Annotated in this window: 15 protein-coding genes; 9 read left to right on the forward strand and 6 right to left on the reverse strand. The window is 45.8% G+C overall.

The features are described from left to right. Nucleotides 1–29 precede the first annotated feature (29 nt). Nucleotides 30–1061: a hybrid-cluster NAD(P)-dependent oxidoreductase gene (locus tag QMA41_RS09020; RefSeq protein WP_281629435.1), complete on the forward strand. Its 1032-nt coding sequence runs from the start codon at nt 30–32 to the stop codon at nt 1059–1061. Here QMA41_RS09020 and QMA41_RS09025 read toward each other — a convergent pair whose 3' ends face one another. Further along, entirely contained in the window at nt 1062–1925 is an 864-nt protein-coding gene (locus QMA41_RS09025; RefSeq protein WP_281629436.1) for a LysR family transcriptional regulator, read from the reverse strand. 94 nt (nt 1926–2019) lie between these two features. Here QMA41_RS09025 and QMA41_RS09030 point away from each other — a divergent pair, with 94 nt between their 5' ends. Then, nucleotides 2020–2979: a nitrilase family protein gene (locus tag QMA41_RS09030; RefSeq protein WP_281629437.1), complete on the forward strand. Its 960-nt coding sequence runs from the start codon at nt 2020–2022 to the stop codon at nt 2977–2979. Nucleotides 2980–3048: 69 nt separating this feature from the next. On the opposite strand, the gene QMA41_RS09035 is transcribed toward QMA41_RS09030, so the two are convergent. From QMA41_RS09035 to QMA41_RS09055, 5 genes are all read right to left on the reverse strand, one after another. Continuing rightward, nucleotides 3049–4422 carry a YjiH family protein gene (locus tag QMA41_RS09035; protein ID WP_040121942.1) on the reverse strand — a complete coding sequence of 458 codons (1374 nt, stop codon included), beginning with the start codon at nt 4420–4422 and terminating at the stop codon, nt 3049–3051. Between the two features lie 293 nt (nt 4423–4715). Next, the gene (locus QMA41_RS09040; protein WP_281629730.1) at nt 4716–5615 is read right to left on the reverse strand and encodes an AraC family transcriptional regulator; all 900 of its coding nucleotides are present in this window, start codon (nt 5613–5615) and stop codon (nt 4716–4718) included. A 71-nt stretch (nt 5616–5686) separates the two neighbouring features. Beyond that, nucleotides 5687–8776, reverse strand: a complete 3090-nt coding sequence (locus QMA41_RS09045; RefSeq protein WP_281629438.1) for an efflux RND transporter permease subunit — start codon at nt 8774–8776, stop codon at nt 5687–5689. Further along, on the reverse strand, nt 8773–9915 hold the full coding sequence (locus QMA41_RS09050) for an efflux RND transporter periplasmic adaptor subunit (RefSeq protein WP_281629439.1): 1143 nt from the start codon (nt 9913–9915) through the stop codon (nt 8773–8775). The genes QMA41_RS09045 and QMA41_RS09050 overlap by 4 nt, the downstream gene beginning before the upstream one ends. After that, on the reverse strand, nt 9905–10792 hold the full coding sequence (locus tag QMA41_RS09055) for an ABC transporter six-transmembrane domain-containing protein (protein ID WP_281629440.1): 888 nt from the start codon (nt 10790–10792) through the stop codon (nt 9905–9907). Before QMA41_RS09055 ends, QMA41_RS09050 begins: the two co-directional genes overlap by 11 nt. Nucleotides 10793–11212: 420 nt before the next feature. On the opposite strand from QMA41_RS09055, the gene QMA41_RS09060 reads away from it, so the two are divergent. The 7 genes from QMA41_RS09060 (at nt 11213) to QMA41_RS09090 (ending at nt 18799) form a co-directional block, all read left to right on the forward strand. After that, nucleotides 11213–12400: an acyl-homoserine-lactone synthase gene (locus QMA41_RS09060; protein ID WP_082315090.1), complete on the forward strand. Its 1188-nt coding sequence runs from the start codon at nt 11213–11215 to the stop codon at nt 12398–12400. Between the two features lies 1 nt (nt 12401). Then, the gene (locus QMA41_RS09065) at nt 12402–14915 is read left to right on the forward strand and encodes a hybrid sensor histidine kinase/response regulator (RefSeq protein WP_281629441.1); all 2514 of its coding nucleotides are present in this window, start codon (nt 12402–12404) and stop codon (nt 14913–14915) included. 223 nt (nt 14916–15138) lie between these two features. Continuing rightward, entirely contained in the window at nt 15139–15696 is a 558-nt protein-coding gene (locus QMA41_RS09070; protein ID WP_281629442.1) for a hypothetical protein, read from the forward strand. A gap of 20 nt (nt 15697–15716) precedes the next feature. Then, nucleotides 15717–16604 carry a sterol desaturase family protein gene (locus tag QMA41_RS09075; RefSeq protein WP_281629443.1) on the forward strand — a complete coding sequence of 296 codons (888 nt, stop codon included), beginning with the start codon at nt 15717–15719 and terminating at the stop codon, nt 16602–16604. 6 nt (nt 16605–16610) lie between these two features. After that, nucleotides 16611–17288 carry a response regulator transcription factor gene (locus QMA41_RS09080; RefSeq protein WP_043009893.1) on the forward strand — a complete coding sequence of 226 codons (678 nt, stop codon included), beginning with the start codon at nt 16611–16613 and terminating at the stop codon, nt 17286–17288. Further along, on the forward strand, nt 17285–18580 hold the full coding sequence (locus QMA41_RS09085) for a HAMP domain-containing sensor histidine kinase (RefSeq protein WP_281629444.1): 1296 nt from the start codon (nt 17285–17287) through the stop codon (nt 18578–18580). The genes QMA41_RS09080 and QMA41_RS09085 overlap by 4 nt, the downstream gene beginning before the upstream one ends. Before the next feature lie 66 nt (nt 18581–18646). Continuing rightward, nucleotides 18647–18799: a hypothetical protein gene (locus QMA41_RS09090; RefSeq protein ID WP_006961538.1), complete on the forward strand. Its 153-nt coding sequence runs from the start codon at nt 18647–18649 to the stop codon at nt 18797–18799. Nucleotides 18800–18807: the final 8 nt, after the last annotated feature.

Raw genomic sequence — 18807 nt, forward strand, 5'->3', positions numbered from 1 at the left:
TGGCTGGGCTCTTTTACTTGTGAGGAATTATGATTCGCGAATGGCAAAATAACCAACCCGCCCAACTTCGTTGTGTTGATAAGTGGCAGGAAACGTCAGATACCGTCAGCTTGACACTGACCTCTGATACTCCCCTACCAAATGGATTTGATTTCAAACCGGGTCAGTTTATTTCGTTAGGTTTTGAGTTCGACGGCAAGGTGGAATACCGCGCGTATTCTATTTCTTCGTTACCGGGGGAATCGCATCTTAAATTGACCATCAAACGAGTCGAGAATGGCTTAGTATCCAACTACATCATTGACCACTTCAATTCCGGAGACAGCGTCTTGGCACTGGCGCCGACTGGACCATTCAACAGCATCGATTGCCCACCGAAACATAAAGTGGCTTTGCTCAGTGCAGGTTGTGGCATCACACCTGTCATGTCGATGGCAAAACACTGGCTGAAAACCAAAGCAGACGTCGAGATAACCTTTATTCACATGGCGAAAAGCGCTGCTCAGACTATCTACTTTGATGAGCTGGAGTCCATGGATGCGCAATACCCAAATTTCCACTTAAAACTTCTGCTTAAAGACAATACAGGCACACGCCACCCGCAAGGACGGCTCGACAGAGAGTGGTTAGCCAAACTCTGCCCGGACCTTAACCAACGCACGGTTTATCTCTGCGGACCAACTCTGTTTATGCAGGATATGGAGAGCAACGCGTTGGCGCTGGGCGTTGAGGCGGCGCAATTCCATCAGGAAAGTTTTACCCCTATCGAAGCTCATAATGAAAGCTTGTCAGATGGTGTTGTTCAGTTCGAAGTGCCAGCGTTTGGCGTATCAAAAGAAATCAGCCAAGGTGCGACCTTAGCTGACGTGCTGGAAGAAAGCGGGGTGCCGATTATTATCGCCTGTCGCAGCGGCATGTGTGGATCCTGCAAATGTAAAGTGACTAAGGGCGAAGTCAGCCGCACCAGTACGGAAACGCTGACTGAAGAAGATCTCGCCAATGGTTATACCTTAGCGTGTTCGAGCCAAATTCAGTCCGACGTCGAAGTTGAGTTGTGTTAATCAGCGCGATTTAACCAGATCAACAAAGCGAGACACCAGTGGATTGCTATTGTCTCGCTGCCAAACCAACCCAACCTGCCAACTGGCATACTCACCATCCAAGGGGATGTAACGTATGCTAGGGCTATGAATTTGCTGAGCACTTTTCGGCATAATGGTGAATCCAAGACGCGCAGACACTAACGCCAGCAAAGTTAAAATATCGTCTGCTTCTTGCTCCGCGACTAAATTTTGGTGCTGACTCATCAGATAACGGTCAATCTGAAGATTGAGCCCGGGGCCACGATTGGAGGCCAATTTGAGGTAATGCATGTTTCGCAACGAATACCAGAGATTGCCTTCATCCAAGTGCTCACTCTCATGGACAGCCACTACCAACTGATCAGAATAGAGCGCTACTGCATCGTATCTGTCTTCATCAGGTATTCGATTGAAGCTCAAATCCAATTCACCGCTATTCAATTTCTCCAACTGAGTTTGAGAAGGAATGTCATTGAGTGTCATGCTGACATCGGGATAACGTTGTTTAAATTGTGCCACCCAATGCGGTGCCTGATGATACGTCGAAATACCAAAGCCAATGTTGAGGTGGCCAGCTACGCCCTGAGAAACTCGCTCAGACAGTCGGTGAAACTGTTCGAACCGTTCGACCAGTCGTTTCGCTTCAGGCAACAGGGTTTGCCCTGCGGCACTCAGCACTGCTCCATGCCTGCCTCGTTCAAACAAACGAGCAGCCGTCTTCTCTTCCAAGCGCTGAATCTTTTTCGTTAGCGCTGACTGGGTGATGAACAGACGCTCCGATGCCAAGCGGTAGTTTTTGCTCTCTGCCAATACACAGAAAGCTCTCAGGTGCTCTAAATCCATTCCAGTTACTCATTGAATGTCGAATATCTTTCATTATATGGAATTGATAAAGATATCTAAACTCGATGTCAGTTACTTAACTGGAGAGATCACAATGAAGAAGCTGAAAGTGGCATCGGTTCAATTTAACCATCACGCCGGAGACAAAGCGTACAATTTGTCGACAATCAAAAAGTTTGTTTATGAGGCTCAAACTCAGGGCGTAGAACTTATTACCTTTCCAGAAATGTGCATCAGCGGCTACTGGCACCTCAACACACAGGAGCGCCATGAGATTGAAGCGCAGGCAGAAGCTGTACCTAACGGTCCATCCAGTCAGGCTTTGCTGGCGCTATCACGAGAAACGGGAATCACCATTGGTGCTGGTTTGATTGAAATTGATGCCGACGGCAATTTGTACAACACCTTTGTTCTCGCCATGTCAGATGGTCAAATCACTAAACATCGTAAATTGCATACTTTTGTTAGCCAATACATGAGCAGTGGCAACGAATACACCGTCGTCGACACGCCTCACGGCTGGCGAGTGGGTATTTTGATTTGCTGGGATAATAATCTGGTTGAAAATGTTCGCATCACGGCTCTTAAAGGTGCTGACTTGTTGTTAGCCCCCCACCAGACAGGTGGCTGCCATTCGAGAAGCCCGAACGCTATGGGGCTCATTGACCCTCAACTATGGCACAACAGAGACTCCAAACCGCAGGCGATCAAATCGGAGATGCAAGGCAGAAAAGGCCGAGAGTGGTTGATGCGCTGGCTACCTGCCCGTGCTCACGATAATGGCCTTTTCCTAATATTCAGCAACGGTGTTGGCGTCGATGTTGATGAAGTGCGTACTGGCAATGCGATGATTCTTAACCCTTATGGCGAGATCATCACTGAAACGGACAGTGTCGAAGACGATATGGTGATAGCGGAACTCGACCCAACAGAGCTGGAAATGTGTACTGGCCGACGCTGGATTCGTGGACGACGACCCGACTTATACACCGATCTGACCCAACCTCTTGGGCATGAACTGAATCCGTACCATGCCCGCTTTGATGATAAATAGCCCATAAACAAGTTAGCCCGCCAAGTCAGACTTAGCGGGCTATTTCATCAAGCAATGTCAATCAACGTATCAGAAGATCCAATGTGCGACCAAGACAATTATTGGCAGCGTAACTAGCGTTCTTAGCAGGAAGATGGCTACCAACTCCAAAAAGTTCACAGGGACTTTACTGCTTAGAATGACAGAACCAGTCTCTGACATGAAAATCAGCTGAGTTACAGACAACGCTGCCACAACAAACTTGGTCAGATCAGCATTAATCGTTGACGCTGCAATGATCGAAGGTACGTACATATCAGCAAAACCAACAAGCATAGTTTCTGCCGCCGCAGCCGCTTCCGGAACATTCAACGCGTTTAGCAGTGGAATGAACGGTGCACCCAGTAATGAGAATAATGGCGTCGTTTCAGCGACAACCAGACCTAAAGTACCGATCGCCATAACCACAGGCAGCACGCTGATTACCATGTCCAGTGCGTTGTGCACACCTTCTTTAGCAACCGCCCCAAGGCTTTTCACTTTGCTTGCTCTGTGCAGTGCCAACTTCAAGCCAAAGCCCATAACCGACTGGCCCGCAGGCACCAATTCGTCATTACGATTAGGCTTAGTACCATCAATGTACAGGTCTTTCTTATACGATAACGGTGGCAGATACTGAATCACCATCGCAGCAATCACACCAGACAAACAGATAGAGAAGTAGAACGGGACAAAGAAATTCTCTAAGCCAACCTGAGTTAATACCACCAGCGAGAAAGAAATCCCAACCGGAGAAAACATAGTCGCGACAACCGCTGCTTCACGCGCAGTGTATTTTTTATCTTCATATTGTTTACTAGTCAGAATTACCCCAACGGTGCCATCACCTAGCCAAGAAGACATACAGTCAATCGCAGCACGACCTGGCAAACGGAAAACCGGGCGCATAAAACGGCTCAGAACAGTACCGAGCAACTCAAGCAAACCAAAGTTGAGTAACAGTGGCAGCAGCAAACCGGCCAAGAAGAAAGTCACCAGTAAAGAAGGCAGAAGGTCATTAAGAACCAGCCCACCCGTGTTGCCGTTCCAAATCACTTCAGGCCCGATCTGATGCAATGCCATAAGAGTGAACACCGCACCTAAAACTCGAACGACTAGCCAAACTGGCGTCAGAACAAACAGTCTTGTCATCAATGCAGATTGAGTCACAAAAGTTGGCTTGATGAGACTGGCAAGAATAGAAGCGACCGCAGAGAAGCAAATCACAGCGGTGACGGTTGGTAAAATCGCATCCCCAAGGACCGCTTTGACGCCTTTCGCCATCAGCGCTAGCGGAAAGGTGAAGTTGCCATCAATGGTTAAAGGTGCAAGGAAAAAGAAAAGACCCAACAAAGACGGAATTGCGAACATCAATATGTTGCGACTGTTTTTGTGGTTCTCTTCGGCTAAAAGTGTATCACTCATCTGACTGCTCCCTAGATGATTATATTTTCACAATTAGTGAATAAGTTCTCTTTGCCGCAATTATAACGACAAAGATTTCACACTCAAGCAAATAATGAAAAATAATTCACTAAAAACGCATAACAATATAAATTAATACGTTATAGAGCTAAGGTGATTGGTGGCATTTTGTACGCACGTGCTTTAACAATAACCACAGACTCTTTAATTACCCCCTTTTATATCGAGCATAAATATGACTATTTATGCAGCACCAATAAACAAAATGATTCGAGTAGGATCGATGAATAGAGTTAGCGGATAATAGGTATCTGAAATGAAAACGTTGCCCCTCCTGTTAAGGTCAACTCAATATCACGAACCATTTCAATCAAAAAAGCACTGCCATCAATTTCCAACTTCTGTTCGTGTACAATCTCAAACAGCGCTTCTAAAGCCGCACTGTAAGCAACATCAGAAATCAGATACACCTCAGCACACAGGTAGTACCCTTCAGGAATCACAAAATCGTAGAGAGCTTCGTCGACTTGCCAATCACCAATGAACGTCTCAATTTGGTCCCATACTTTTTCAAGTTGGTTAATCGGTGTTGCGCCAAGTAAATTGACAGTTTTTTTGCCATAGATTTCGATCACCGAATCCCAGTCAGGATCTTCCAGAGCAATCTTTTTCATACCTCGCTGAGGGTACCAGATCAACTCAGTCGGCATAGACTTGGCCAGCTCGTTCTCAATCGACTGCTGAGCACCGGGATGAGCAAGCTTAGCGATAAAATCAGCGGTCTCTCGCGGTGTGGACTCATAACCCATTTTACGAATTTGTTTCGCCGTCACACCAAGCTCTCTCTTTAAAGCCTTGCCTAAAGCTTGTGAAGAAGAGAAACCGCAATAGTGAGCAATCTCCATCACACTCCAAGGTTCATCATTGAGCAACAGATTCACCGCGACTTGCAGTCGTAATCGGCTGAGATACTGCCCTGGCGTCTCATGGAACAATTCGCTAAACTGACGATGGAAATGATAAGGAGATATAGCGCTCTCTGTAGCAATTTGCTCCCACGATCTGTGTTCTGCCAGTTCGTCATGCATCAACTTCAATGCGTGAGCAAAGCGCTTTCTAAAATGCTCTGGTAGTGGTTCTAATAACGCAATTTCGGGCACCAGTTTAAACGCTGGTTTCTCTTGCTCTGACATAGATACGGGCCTCACTGGGGCGACCAGATCACTATCGCCCGTCAAGCGGATAAAATCAATCACGCTCAGCATTAGGCTCCCTCTAATGCCACTTCATCTTCGACAGGCTTTGCCGCTTTACGACTGGTCATCCCCAGCAGTATTGGGATCAGAAGCAGGGTTACCGCCGTGGCAAATAGCTCACCAAACACCAATGAAACCGCTGCAGGTTTTAAGTACTGCGCTTGCTCAGCGGTCTCACTGAGTAGCGGCAGCAAACCACATACCGTAGTAATAGTCGTGAGGAAAATCGCCCTCAATCGACTGGTTCCAGCCGTCACTAAAGCCTGTTTAAGCGGCACACCGCTGCGATACTCAGCGTTAAAGCGCGTGATCAGTACCAATGAGTCATTGATCACTATGCCCGTCATTGCCATCATGCCAAACATAGACAGCAAACTGATTGGCAGATCCATCAAGTAGTGACCGAAGATAGCACCAGCAAAACCAAATGGAATCACTGCCATGATGATGAACGGCTGCCAGTAAGACTTCAGCGGAACCGCCAACAAGATGTAAATCAGCAGAAGGGTCAAAATCATCGCGGAGCGGAAGCCATCTGAGACTTCACCAATCTCTTCAAATTCGCCGCCTGCTTTGATCCGAACTCCTGGATACTGCTGATGCAGCGTTTTGATCTCAGAGCTAAGCTGAGCCATAGTCTGCTCAGGCGCCTGAACGTCTCGGTTCTGCTTCCAATAGAGGTTTACTACTTGCTCACGATTACGTCGGTAGAGTATTTGAGGCTCCTGCTCATGACGAAATTCAGCAATATCACCGAGTAAGACACTCTTCCCTTCAGACAGCAACACCATAGTCTGCTCAAGCTGAACGAGGGTTTTACGCTCTGAACGAGGATACTGCAGCAGCACCTTGGTTTCTTGGCCTTGTTCCAACAAGCGATGAATTTCTCGCTCACCAAATGCCTCACCCGCCAATCGCGCCAACTTGTCTTGCGTCAATCCGAGCTGCTGACCATATTCATTAAGCACTAGCCGCACCTGAGGCTGGCCGCTTTTACCGTCATCATAAATATCCGCTACGCCAGGCAAAGCAGCCAGTTTGTCCGCTAATTGACTACTGACGCGCTTAGCAAGTTCACGGTCACTGGATGATATCGAGATGAATGTTCCACCAGCAGGCGCTTCAGCCGCACTAAACTGAACTGAATACGCTCCTTCAATGCTCCCAGTATGAGTACGCCAACTATCGGTCAGTAAATTACCCGGCAAGAGGCTCAGGGCTTCACTGGTTAGCTCGGCGGTCACTTCCACCTCCCCATAACCATCGGACCACGCAAGCAGGTTGACCACGGGTGGCAGGCTCAACGGGTAGTCTCGCATCAGCTCGTCTTCGACGTTGATCATCGCCTGTTCGATTTGATCTAAGGCCTTCTTTTGTAACGGCAAAGGGGCACCGTCTTCTAGCTCGACTTTCGCGGTAACGTATCGACCGGGGATTTCAGGGAAAATGGCACTTCGAATCGTCCCAGTCGACCACATGCCATACGCCAGTACGATCGCGGCGACAAAGCCCAGCAGTGATGCCAGTTTATAATCCAGTACCTTCTCCAAAGTGGGCTTGTACACTCTGAAATTGAACCACTCCAAACCACCGTGAGCCACAGACTGAACGCGAGAGAAAATACCGTTGTTTTTTGTACTTACAGACAACTGTGCTAGGTGCGATGGCAGAATAAACTTACTTTCAATCAGAGAGAAGATCAGCGCAAATATCACCACAGCGGAGAACCCAGCCAGAATCTTCGCAAAATCGTTGTTAATCCAAAGCATTGGCGAAAATGCCGCAATAGTGGTCAAAACACCAAATACCGTTGCAACGGAAACCGAGTGTACACCGTGCCATGCCGCTTTGCGCCCGCTCGAATGTTTGCCTCGCTGCTCGTGAATGGCCTCGCCAACAACCACGGCATCATCGACTAGAATCCCCAATACCAGAATAAAGCCAAACAACGTGATGTCATTGATGCTGTAGTTAGCCAGTTGCATCGCTCCTAAGGTACCTGCGATAGCGACTGGTATACCCACAGCCACCCAAAATGCCAATTTCAGCTCTAGAAAAATGCCCAGTAGCACCACAACAATCAAAAGGCCTTGCCACGCATTATCACCGAGTCTGAACAGTTGATCTTCAATATAGGGTGCCATATCTGCCATGGTATTCAGCTCAATGTCTGAAGGCAGGATTTTGCGTTGCTCCGCCAAGGTATCCTTAATTGCATCGCTCACTTTGAGCAGGTTGTCGGTCTGGCTAGTGCTGATCAGCAGAGCGATTGCGTTGATGCCATTATTACGGACGATGGAGCCACTGCGCTCATAGCCACGACTCAGCTTAGCGATGTCACCTAAATAGACGGTACCGGATGGACGAGAGACGATCGCCAGACGACGCAGCTTCTGTACGTCATCCGCATAGCCATCACCACGGATGACCATGCGGCCCTTGTCACTGATCAGCTCACCCGTGCGAGACTCAAGTGACATCTGTCCGATGGTGCTGGCTAAATCTTCCAGACTCAAACCCAGTTTCTTGAGCTGCGCTGGATCTGGCTCAATGATAAGTTGTGGTTTGCGACTTCCCCAGTTGGATACTTTAGAAATCTTGGGATTACTTTTTAGCGCTTGCTCGACCTGTCTTGCGATGGGTTGAAGCTGCTCATCGCTGCGTGGCCCCGAAACGACAACAAAGGCGGCCAAGTTAGTAAATTCATTTCTAACCACCTGAGGCTTTTCAGCTTGAGCAGGAAAACCATTGATCGCATTCACTCGGTTACGTACATCATCCAGCAGCTTGTTGATGTCGGCGCTGCTGGTTTTGCGTACAACAACGCTCGACATTCCTGCGCTAGACTGGCTGGTCACCTGTTTAATACCAGAGATACCACTGATGGACTCTTCAATTCGCTGCGTAACACTCTCATCAATCTGTTTAGCTGTACCTCCCGGGTAGGCAACATTGATCACAACCGATGACGGCGCAATCTGCGGAAAGGACTCCACACGGAGTTGACCAAACGCCATAACACCACTGGCGATGATCGCGAGCATCAACAGATTCGCCCCTACGGGGTTGTTGATAAACCACTTAGTCAGCCAGCTCATTGATTACCCTCCTGCTTCGCAACCAATATCTGCGCAGCTTGAGGAGCGACTTGCTTCCCCGGTAACATCGACAGCAGTGGGTACACCACCACCTGACGTGCCTTAGCGCTGTCCTGATCAAAGCGGGCATAAACCTGATTACGCGCTTGTCCTATTTGCGTAATCCACTCTTTCTGCAATCGGTTCTGCTCATCAAGTGTCCAGACGTATCCATCTCGTGTGATCGCACTGAGTGGCAAGGTCACTATTTCTGGCCTTAGCCCGAGACTAACGATGACTTTCACCTGTTGATTAGGCAGCAAGCGAGTCAATCCTTGATAAGGCTCGCGAACAGACAAAACCACTTGTCGCTGACGTGTGGTTGGATCAGCCTGCGGCGAGAAATATCGAACTTGTGCCTGCCACTCGCTGCCATCTCGATTCACAATTGTAATCTCAGGCTGACGCAACGCGGATTGCACCTGCTGCCAGTGAAGTTCCGAAACAGGCAGCTCGACATCCAGTGAGTCGCTGGCGGCGAGTTCAAAAGTCACCTGACCGGCTTCCAACCATTCACCGGGGCTGATGTTACGACGCATGATCACAGCATCAAACGGCGCTGCAATACTCGCTTCCTCAAGCAACTTTGCTGCACTGGTGTAAGCCTGTTTTGCCTGCGCGAGTTCTGCCTTGGCTGCCAACACCTGTGGCTCACGGCGGGCATACGGAGAGCTTTTGGTTGGCGATAACATTTTTAACGCGACTGTTTGTTCGTGCTGTGCCTGTTTTAGGTTTAGCTCTGCCTGCTTAACGCTGCTGTTCGCCTGAGCCAGATTAGACTCTAACGCGCTGGTGTTGAGCTTCGCCAACAAGGTCCCTTTTTTCACCAGTACGCCCGGTTCGATATCGGGATTCAACCACGCTAATTGAGCACTGCTTGAGGCCTTAAGCTGGATCGGCCAACGCGCAGTGGTTGTTGCCAGCAAAGTCAAATTGGAATCGTGATCTTCCGGCGTCACTTGCAGTACCGAAACGGGGTTTTTGCTCGGCGCTTTTTGCTCAATCACAACTGGCTGAGGCTCTAAAACATCTACAACCACCAATGCCGCGAAAATTGCCCCACAGCCAGCTAATATTGCAAGAGTCTTTTTAAATTTCATAAGGCTTCTCCTCTACAGCCAATTGAGCGGGGTTTTGATTTAGTCGTTGGCTGATCTCCATCAGACGCGACAAGGTTTGCAGTGTGATAGGCAGCATCACTGCTGTTTCCACGAATTCCAGTGAGTAAGTTACGATGGAAAAAACCTGACCCACAGTAAGATCAGTAAGAATGCTCACCATCCAAAGGTTGGTTAGGACTGCGGCAAATAAGACTATAAAGATCAGCCCATACACCAGCGCTTCGGTATCGGACAGTTTGATTTCACAGCGTTTCAAGCGTTCAAAGTGCGTTCTAATCGCCGCAAAAGGCTGACCGCTGAGCACTCGAACCTGTTGCTCTAACTGATCATTTAACGCGCCATTAAGTCGCGTAAACGTTTGATGGAACAGGGCATAAATCAGCAGCATACTCAGCCCTGCGATCAACACGCATAATGCAAGTTTGATGTGAAAAGTGGCGAGAATGACAACGGTAGCGACCAACTGCACAACGGCAGTAATCAGCGATGGTAAATCTTCTTCTAGAAAATCTACCAGCTCGCGGGACATGGACAGTCGGGCGTCTTTGACTGATACCGATTGACCGCGCAAATTACGCTCAACCAAATTGGACAACCGCACTCGGATCCCGCCATAAACGCGAGTATCGTAAAAACGACGTGCAACGCTGATGACCACCAGTACAAACAAGATCGCTGCAAACATAAGCAACGGCTGCAAGTTTTGCTTAAGCACACCATCAATAGCAAAACCGATAAACAGCGGCAGCAAAATCATAAATACGTTCTCAGCCAGAACCATCAGCCAAGTAAACATGACTTTAATGGGACTCAGCCGGATAACGGACCGAAGTGTGATGGGTTGATTGAACAACATTATTGATCCCACAAATGAATGTGGCGCCAGTATTACCAATTATTAACCAGAAAAAGTGTCCCAGATTGCTGTTTTGGGCAGTAATCTTTGTAGAGTTACTTAATCTGAGTCACCAATATTCAATAATTTAATGACAAATACATCATTAAATTAATCATCTGAGATCGCATATTTGGTGCCTTTACACGTAAAGAAGAAACTGTAAAATGCAAGACGCAAGCTAAGAATTAACTTCGTTTACATTATACGTCCTCAGATACTTAAACTGATTTGGGAAATATGACGTACATTAAAGTTAAAACTATCGACAAAAATGCTGTTCAAGTCGCTTTTCTGAGCATGGAAACACGAACATCCACATGATATATTTGAGATTTATAAAATACACAACAATTATTCATATTCTTAATAAGGTATATCATGAGCCTTGATTTTCATCTGGATCTTCTGTCGAGTAAAAATTTGACCATTAAAGAAAAGAAACAAGCTCTGGTTGACCTTGTTCTTCGCCATTTCAGCAATAAACAAAGAGAGGAACTTTTTCTGAGTGTCACTAACTTTCGTAAAAAACAGTTAGTTACACTATTTCCTGAATATAGATTAAGGAGCCTTTCAACACTATTTGAATTAATTGACTATCATGACTTCATAAAAAAATATCCCAGTTCATTTCCTGAGAATATACGTAATTTAGAATACCAGGCATCATGTTATTACTCTCACTGGTTAGACTTTTGGTGCCAGTGTGAAATTGAAGCTATAAAGAAAAACTCTCCTACATTCAATAAAATAAACTCAGGAGATAAACTATCCTTCGAGGATAACGATTATACTTGCATGCTAGTTGACAAGGTTGAGGACTCTGGGCTCATCGTAAAAATGCCAGGTCATGCCAACGTTATGTCACTAAAAGATGCTATTACTCTCAGTAATCTGGAACAGTTTATACAAGATGAAAAGTGGTATGAGATGCTTCCCCTACTTTCCTTATCACAACAAGGAAAACACTTTATTCTGTATAAAAATAACCCTACTGAGCCATACCCTACGTTAGTCGCTTCTGCGCTCGTACAAGATTGGGTAAACCAAGCTAGCTGGTTGAGTTACACCCCGCAATTTACTAATAACAAGTGGAAGTTCTGCTTACCAAAGCAAGCATACTATGAATTTTCTCGTCACCAGTTGTTTGACACGCCAGCATTCCCCAGTTGTTACTCTCTTTCAGAGTTTGACCATCATTTTAAGCTTGCGCTCTCAAAGCCTGAACAAGTATGCGAGGTTCTACGGTTGGCAGTCAACGGAAGTACCCAGCAGAAGCTCTATTTCTTATACTTAGCACAGAAAAAGCTAATGAGCTTAATGCAACAGAAGGGATATAAATTTGGATTTACGGTAATAGAACAAGTTTTTATGCTGAACTATTATCAATCAATTGGTGAAAATGCATACTTCCATGCGGGTTATTGTGATATAAATGACGACCATAAAATCACTTACCGTGGTTTTTGGAATTTTGAGAAGATGGCAGAAGCACTAAACAACACCAAATTCAGAGAGTATAAACGAGCCGTTTTTTCACAAAAACAACTGTGTTCCTTAAATGAATGATATGTCTGATTTAGATTCAATAGTTATACTTTATCCTAAGGCTATAACCCTAATTATTGTAATAGCAGCAGTACTGCTATGGATTGTTTATTATTGCTTTAGAATTAGAGCAAAAGAAAAAATCATTGGCTCATACCATGCTTCTTATATTGCATATTCTCTATGTATCATTTCTTGGATAGGTTGTAACTTTTATTTTCATACTGGACTTCTTCCTTATCTAGGGACTGATTCCGGTATTTTCATGGCGAAGTTAGCCAACCTAGCCTCATTTTTCGCTTTCGCTTTCGCATATTATCTATCATGCCAATTAGCAGCGGATAAGAAAAAATCCAAAGTACCATTGTGGCAAAAAGCTACGTTTATTCTCTCTTCTATATATTCCATATATATTAATATTCAACCAGGACTAACTGTTGAAAATATAGAAATCGAAGGCCCAAGTCAGTTCGTATTAGTTTTTGGCCCGCATACCTTTTATTTCTTTATAATTTTAGTGCTCTTTGTTCTTCTGACACTATTAAACCTCATGGTAATGCGAACAAACATTGGTAGAATAGCACAAGCAAAAAACAACTATATGATCGCCGGTATTCTAATTTTTATGATATCCACAGTGATCATACACCTTGGGGTTACCTATTTCTTTGGCGACTTTTCTCTAACATGGTTGCCACCAGTATTATCTATTAGTGAAACTCTACTATTCGGCTACGCCTTGTTAACAACTCGTTTCTACAGCTTTAAGTACATTATGTATACAACGACGAGTGCTCTTCTGGTTAGTGGCATTTTCGCAGTTTTTCTAAGCTACGCTTTTGCCCCTTTAGTTAACAAAGATGCCTTGTTCCTAATTCCAGCCATCGCATTTATTGGTACGACTTGGCAGGTGCTTTACAAGCGAATCAGTCGCTATGTATCTCTTCTTATCTATGGCAATAAAAACACACTAGTACAACAAATTCTCGCATTAGAAGAGGATTTTAAGTTATCAATCGATGACGCGATGGTACGTCTAAGTAACTTACTCAATATCCCGAACGACGAGCTGCGGCTTGTCACCAGCGATGATGCTGATTCTAGTTATAAAGGTTTCTTATCATCCAACGACTCTATATTACTGTTTGATGAACTGTCTGAGGTCACTAATAATCCGCGCAACTTAAAAAGCTCGGTAAAAGCCTTATGTGATGAGATGAGTTCCAATAATATCGCTTTGGTCATGCCTCTGTCCGATCAATGCCAGTCAATAACGCACCTCTTAATTTCGTCGCATAAAATCAATAAGCAACTTTTCTCCAGTGAAGAGATTTCTGCACTGAAAATACTGTTAAGTCGTATACAAAGTTCTATTGAAGCCGATCAGAAAATTAATCAGAACCGAGTATTGGCTCACTCTATCGCTCATGAGATGCGTAACCCTCTCGCACAAGTACAATTAAAGCTAGAAGCACTAAAGCAGCGTATCTATAAAAATGGGCCAATAGAACAGACCCAGCTTGATATAGAGGATAGCCTACAAGCGATACTGCGGGGTCGCCAGCTGATTGACCTTATTCTTCGGGAAGTAAACAGCTCTGTCACAGAGCATGATTCAACGACTTTTACGTCCATCCACACAGCTGTTAAACACGCCGTAGATCAGTATGGCTTTGAAAATAGTGTGCTTATGGAGAGAGTTCGACTTCCAGAACACACTGATTTTGTAATCAAGGTAAATGAAACGCTTTTCAATTTCGTCATCTTTAACCTAATTCGCAATGCCGTTTACTATTTCGAAGAATATCCAAATAGCCGTATTGAGATCAGTACTCATACAGAATTGTATGGTAATGTCCTTGTTTTCCGCGACACAGGGCCAGGGATCGACGAGTCTGTTTCAAATAAGATCTTCGATGATTTCTTCTCTTACCAAAAGAGCGGTGGAAGTGGCCTTGGTCTAGGTTATTGCCAGCGTGTTATGCGTTCATTTGGAGGCAAAATTGAGTGCCGTTCCAAGCTAGGCGAGTTTACAGAGTTCCATCTGTACTTCCCTATCGTACCAAATGCTCCAACCTTAGACGCATTCGATGTACCTGACCTAGCAAACAACCCTAAAGGCCAACTCAACCCAGAGCAATCACATGAGACGAACATCGATATTAACAACGATGCTCCAACCGTGCTTATCGTCGATGATCAAAAAGTTCAACGTTCTCTTGCACAGATGTACTTAAATCAACTTGGAGTCAATAGCATACAAGCCAGCAACGGTAAAAACGCCATTGAAGTATTCAAAACAACCCAAGTAGACCTTGTTTTAATGGACATTCAAATGCCGGTTATGAACGGCTTTGATGCAAGTCAGAAAATTAAACAGCTGTCTCCTAAAACCCCTATCATCGCATTGTCTGGTGAAACTGGAGACATCGAACTGGAGAAGATTCATAATCTAATGGATGGGCGATTAGATAAACCCACCACTTTACCCGCTCTAAAACATGTTTTGGCAGACAGATTTGAAGCCGTAACTTGATCGAATGTGGCACATACGCTTCGCCAACTCATGAGAGTTTGTTATCAGCACTGAAATCAATTGAACAGTTTGCGTGACATCAAATAAAAACCAAGCGCTTACGTTTCAATTGATTTCAACCCTCCTCTAATTTACTGATTTAGTCAGTAACCTTTTGTTAACCCCTTCGCACTTATTCTTCTCGCCATATTTAACACAACAGTAAATATGGGACGGAGATGAAATGAAACTGTTCGCTTCAATACTGACTACTGCCGTGATTACTGGCTCTGTTTGGGGGCTGGTTGTACTTCAGCCTACGATGGCCGACAGCACGCAGCAAGCGCAGATTAACAATGAATCCAGCGATGTTTCTCGTGGCGTTAAACGAGGCAGTACGTCGCAGCAATACTTACGTGGAGTAACCAAAACAATCTCCCTTGAATCCTTACCTTCGCTGTGGCGAGAGTTTGATCGCAAGCTGGTCGAACCCGATAAGCTCCCAGACAAATTGGACAGAATCGTTGTCTTGTATCAAGAGCTCAACAGCGACTTTACTGAAGCTCAAGTCACCATAGGCTACCCAACCGAAAAGAGCCCATTGGCGATCGACTTAGTCGCGCTACCTGCGATTGAGCAGGCGGAGCTGCTGATGAATAGAGGTAAACATTCAGAATCGGAACTCATTGACGCTTGGGGACGAATTAATTTTCAAAAGTCCGTCGATGCTTTAGTGGAGATCCACTACCTCAATTCACAAGGACAACCGGAATCCACCCAGTTGTCTGTCTACTATAAATAAAGGGGCACAGGAGATACGTTATGGAGTTTATGTCTCAAATTTTCTCTGAGGCGACCATTATCTTCACCGAAACTTGGGTGGACGATAACTTTGTTCTCATTGCCGTTGCGATCTTTTTGATCGAGCTGATTCGATACGCGTTCAAAAAGAAACTGAGCTGGAATATGCTGGGTGACAGTGCGACCAACTTTGTGACACTGCTTTTCCTCTTAGTGACGATATTCTTTGTCGGCTTAGCCTACGTTGCAGCGTTTGTCTTTGCTTATGAGAATCTTAGCCTGACCCATCTTCCTATCACCGGCTGGACCATTCTGGGTTGCTTGATACTGGCAGATTTAGCCTACTACTGGGAACACAGATTTTTGCACAGCAACGGCTTAGCGTGGGGGACACATTCCGTGCACCATAGCTCTCCGTATTTTAATATTTCCGTGGCTTACCGCTTCGGGCCGCTAGACTGGTTTTTCCCATTCTTTTTCCATTTGCCGTTAATACTGCTTGGCTTTAATCCTTTTGTAGTCTTGCTGTGCGAAACCTTTGTTCAGCTATTCCAGACGCTGCTGCATACCGAAACCGTGAAGAAGTTTCCGAGACCAATAGAAGCCATCTTCAATACACCGTCACACCATAGAGTTCACCATGCGACGAATAAGCAATATCTGGATAAGAATTACGCGGGTATTCTGATCATCTGGGATCGTATGTTTGGCACCTTTGCTCGCGAAGATGAAGAGGTGAAATACGGAGTTTACCCACGGATTAATTCCGTCAATCCATTTAAAGTATACTTCCACGGCTATGCCAAACTGATTCAGCAATTGTGGCATGCACCGAGCTGGAGTTATCGCCTACAACTTCTGGTCAAGCCGCCCATCTGGGCATGGAAACAAGAACAACAAAGGAAATAGAGCATCATGAGTATTAACGCCCTGCTAATCGAAGACGACAGAGATCTGGCTGAAGCCATCAGTGACTATATGGAGCTCGACGGCTTTGAGTTTGATTTTGCCTACAATGGCGCAGCGGGGCTTAATCTAGCGTTAACCAATCAATACGACATCATTCTCACCGACATCAATATGCCCAAAATGGATGGTATTGACGTCTGTCAGTCACTCAGAGAGCAAGGCGTCAGTACTCCTGTTCTGATGCTCACCGCAAGAGATACACTAGATGACAAAGTCACAGGGTTTGCTGCTGGATCTGATGACTATTTGGTTAAACCTTTTGCCATGGAAGAGCTCAAAATTCGTCTGCAAGCGCTGATTCGGCGCTCGCAAGGTACCGTCACCTCTCTTAAAGTCGGTGATCTGAGTATCGACTTAGATAAGCATCAAGCCACTCGTGCAGGCCAAACCTTAAAGCTTCCACCTGTGTGTTGGAAAATGTTGGTTTGTCTGATGCGTAATAGCCCCAACGTCGTCAGTAAAACCAAGCTGGAAGAAGAAGTCTGGGGAGATGAGCTTCCCAGTGCCGATAGCTTCAAAGTCCACCTATTTAAACTTCGTCAGGCTATTGATGCCCCTTTTGATACTAAGCTGGTTCATACCGTGCACGGTGTAGGGGTAACAATCAGAGAGGAGGAGGCATGACTCGGGTCAGTATAAAGCGCGATATCTACCTCTACCTGTTTGGTATCGTCATCAGCTTAACTGCAATTTATGGACTGATGATCAACCAGAGTTACCAAACGGGGCTGTATGAATCCGCCAAGTATGGCTTTCTTTATGAACTTAAAGCGGCGGAAAGCGAGTACCTCAAAACTGGGCAACTCCCTCAATCTCAAAGTAGTACGCTTCAGGTCTACCTCGATTTCAATCAAGTCCCGCAGAAGTTTCTGACCGCCTTCGACTGGAACAGCTTTGAGAACGACGCCATCTACGAACGCTATATCCCCGCCACCGATGCAGCGTCGGGCGAATATCTGTATGCCGCCTACCATCATATCCCCAGTATCGATGCCACCTTGTATGTGGTGTCTCAGTATGACGAGTCCATTTATCTGGAATTGTTTGAGCTCAATCCTCCCGAGTCGGTCAGCCAATTTAACTCTGCCTTTATCATGATTGGCGGCTTACTGTTGCTGGTCTTTCTCATCATCCGCTTGTTGATCTATCGCCTGACCAAACCCATTCTCGTGCTTTCTCAGTGGTCGGAAACGCTGGATCTAAATCAGACAGAGAAACTAAAACGCTTTCGCTATCGCGAGGTGGATCTTCTCGCCAACCAGTTGGTCGAAAGTGTCCGTAATGAAAGAGATGCGATCGAGCGTGAGGAATTCTTTCTCAGAGCCGCCAGCCACGAGTTAAGAACACCCGTCTCGATTATGTCTGCCAGTGGCGAAATGCTTGGGCGCTTGTCTGATTCCATGCCGCGAGGCGGGCAAAGAGCGGTTGCTCGTATCCAACGTTCGGTGGCGACGATGCAAACCCTCATCACCACGTTGTTATGGATGAGTCGAAATACCCAGACGGAACTCGAAGCCAGCCGCGTCAACTTCAATCACCTTGCCAGTGAGATCATCGAAAGTCATCGCTATCTGATTGAAAGCAAAGACATCAGTGTAGAGTTGGACGCCAGCTCAGACTCTTTACAAACACAGGTTCCACTCGCGCTAATCCAAATTGTCCTGACCAATTTAGTACGCAATGCTTTTCAACACAGCGCTGACGGCATTGTCCATATTGAATTGTCTGAGGAGCACATTACCATCTCCAATCCCGTAGAGCTGTCGGATAGTCAACAGTCCACCGAAACGTCCTTTGGAATTGGCTTGGTTCTGATTGAAAAAGTGTGTCGAAATCAGGGCTGGCACTTCATTCATCAGCAGAAAGATGACACCTATTTAGCCAAAGTCGATTTACAGAAAGAGTATGAATCGTAGACGGTAACCAAAAATTAACCTGCCATCGACTATCCTTGTTCCCAAGTTAAACAGCAGGAGTCAAACATGGGAACCTGGATTTTAGAAACATTACTTTGGGCAATCGTGACCGTTGCGGTTTGTGTCGCTATCTGGGGATTCACCCTACCCAATATCCTGATTGCACTAGGGGTCTCTGTCGGTGTCTCATTGCTACTCGGGAATAGCTGGCGCAGTTAACGGAATGC

The sequence above is a fragment of the Vibrio sp. St2 genome (genome assembly GCF_947311885.1).
Classification (GTDB): domain Bacteria; phylum Pseudomonadota; class Gammaproteobacteria; order Enterobacterales; family Vibrionaceae; genus Vibrio; species Vibrio coralliilyticus.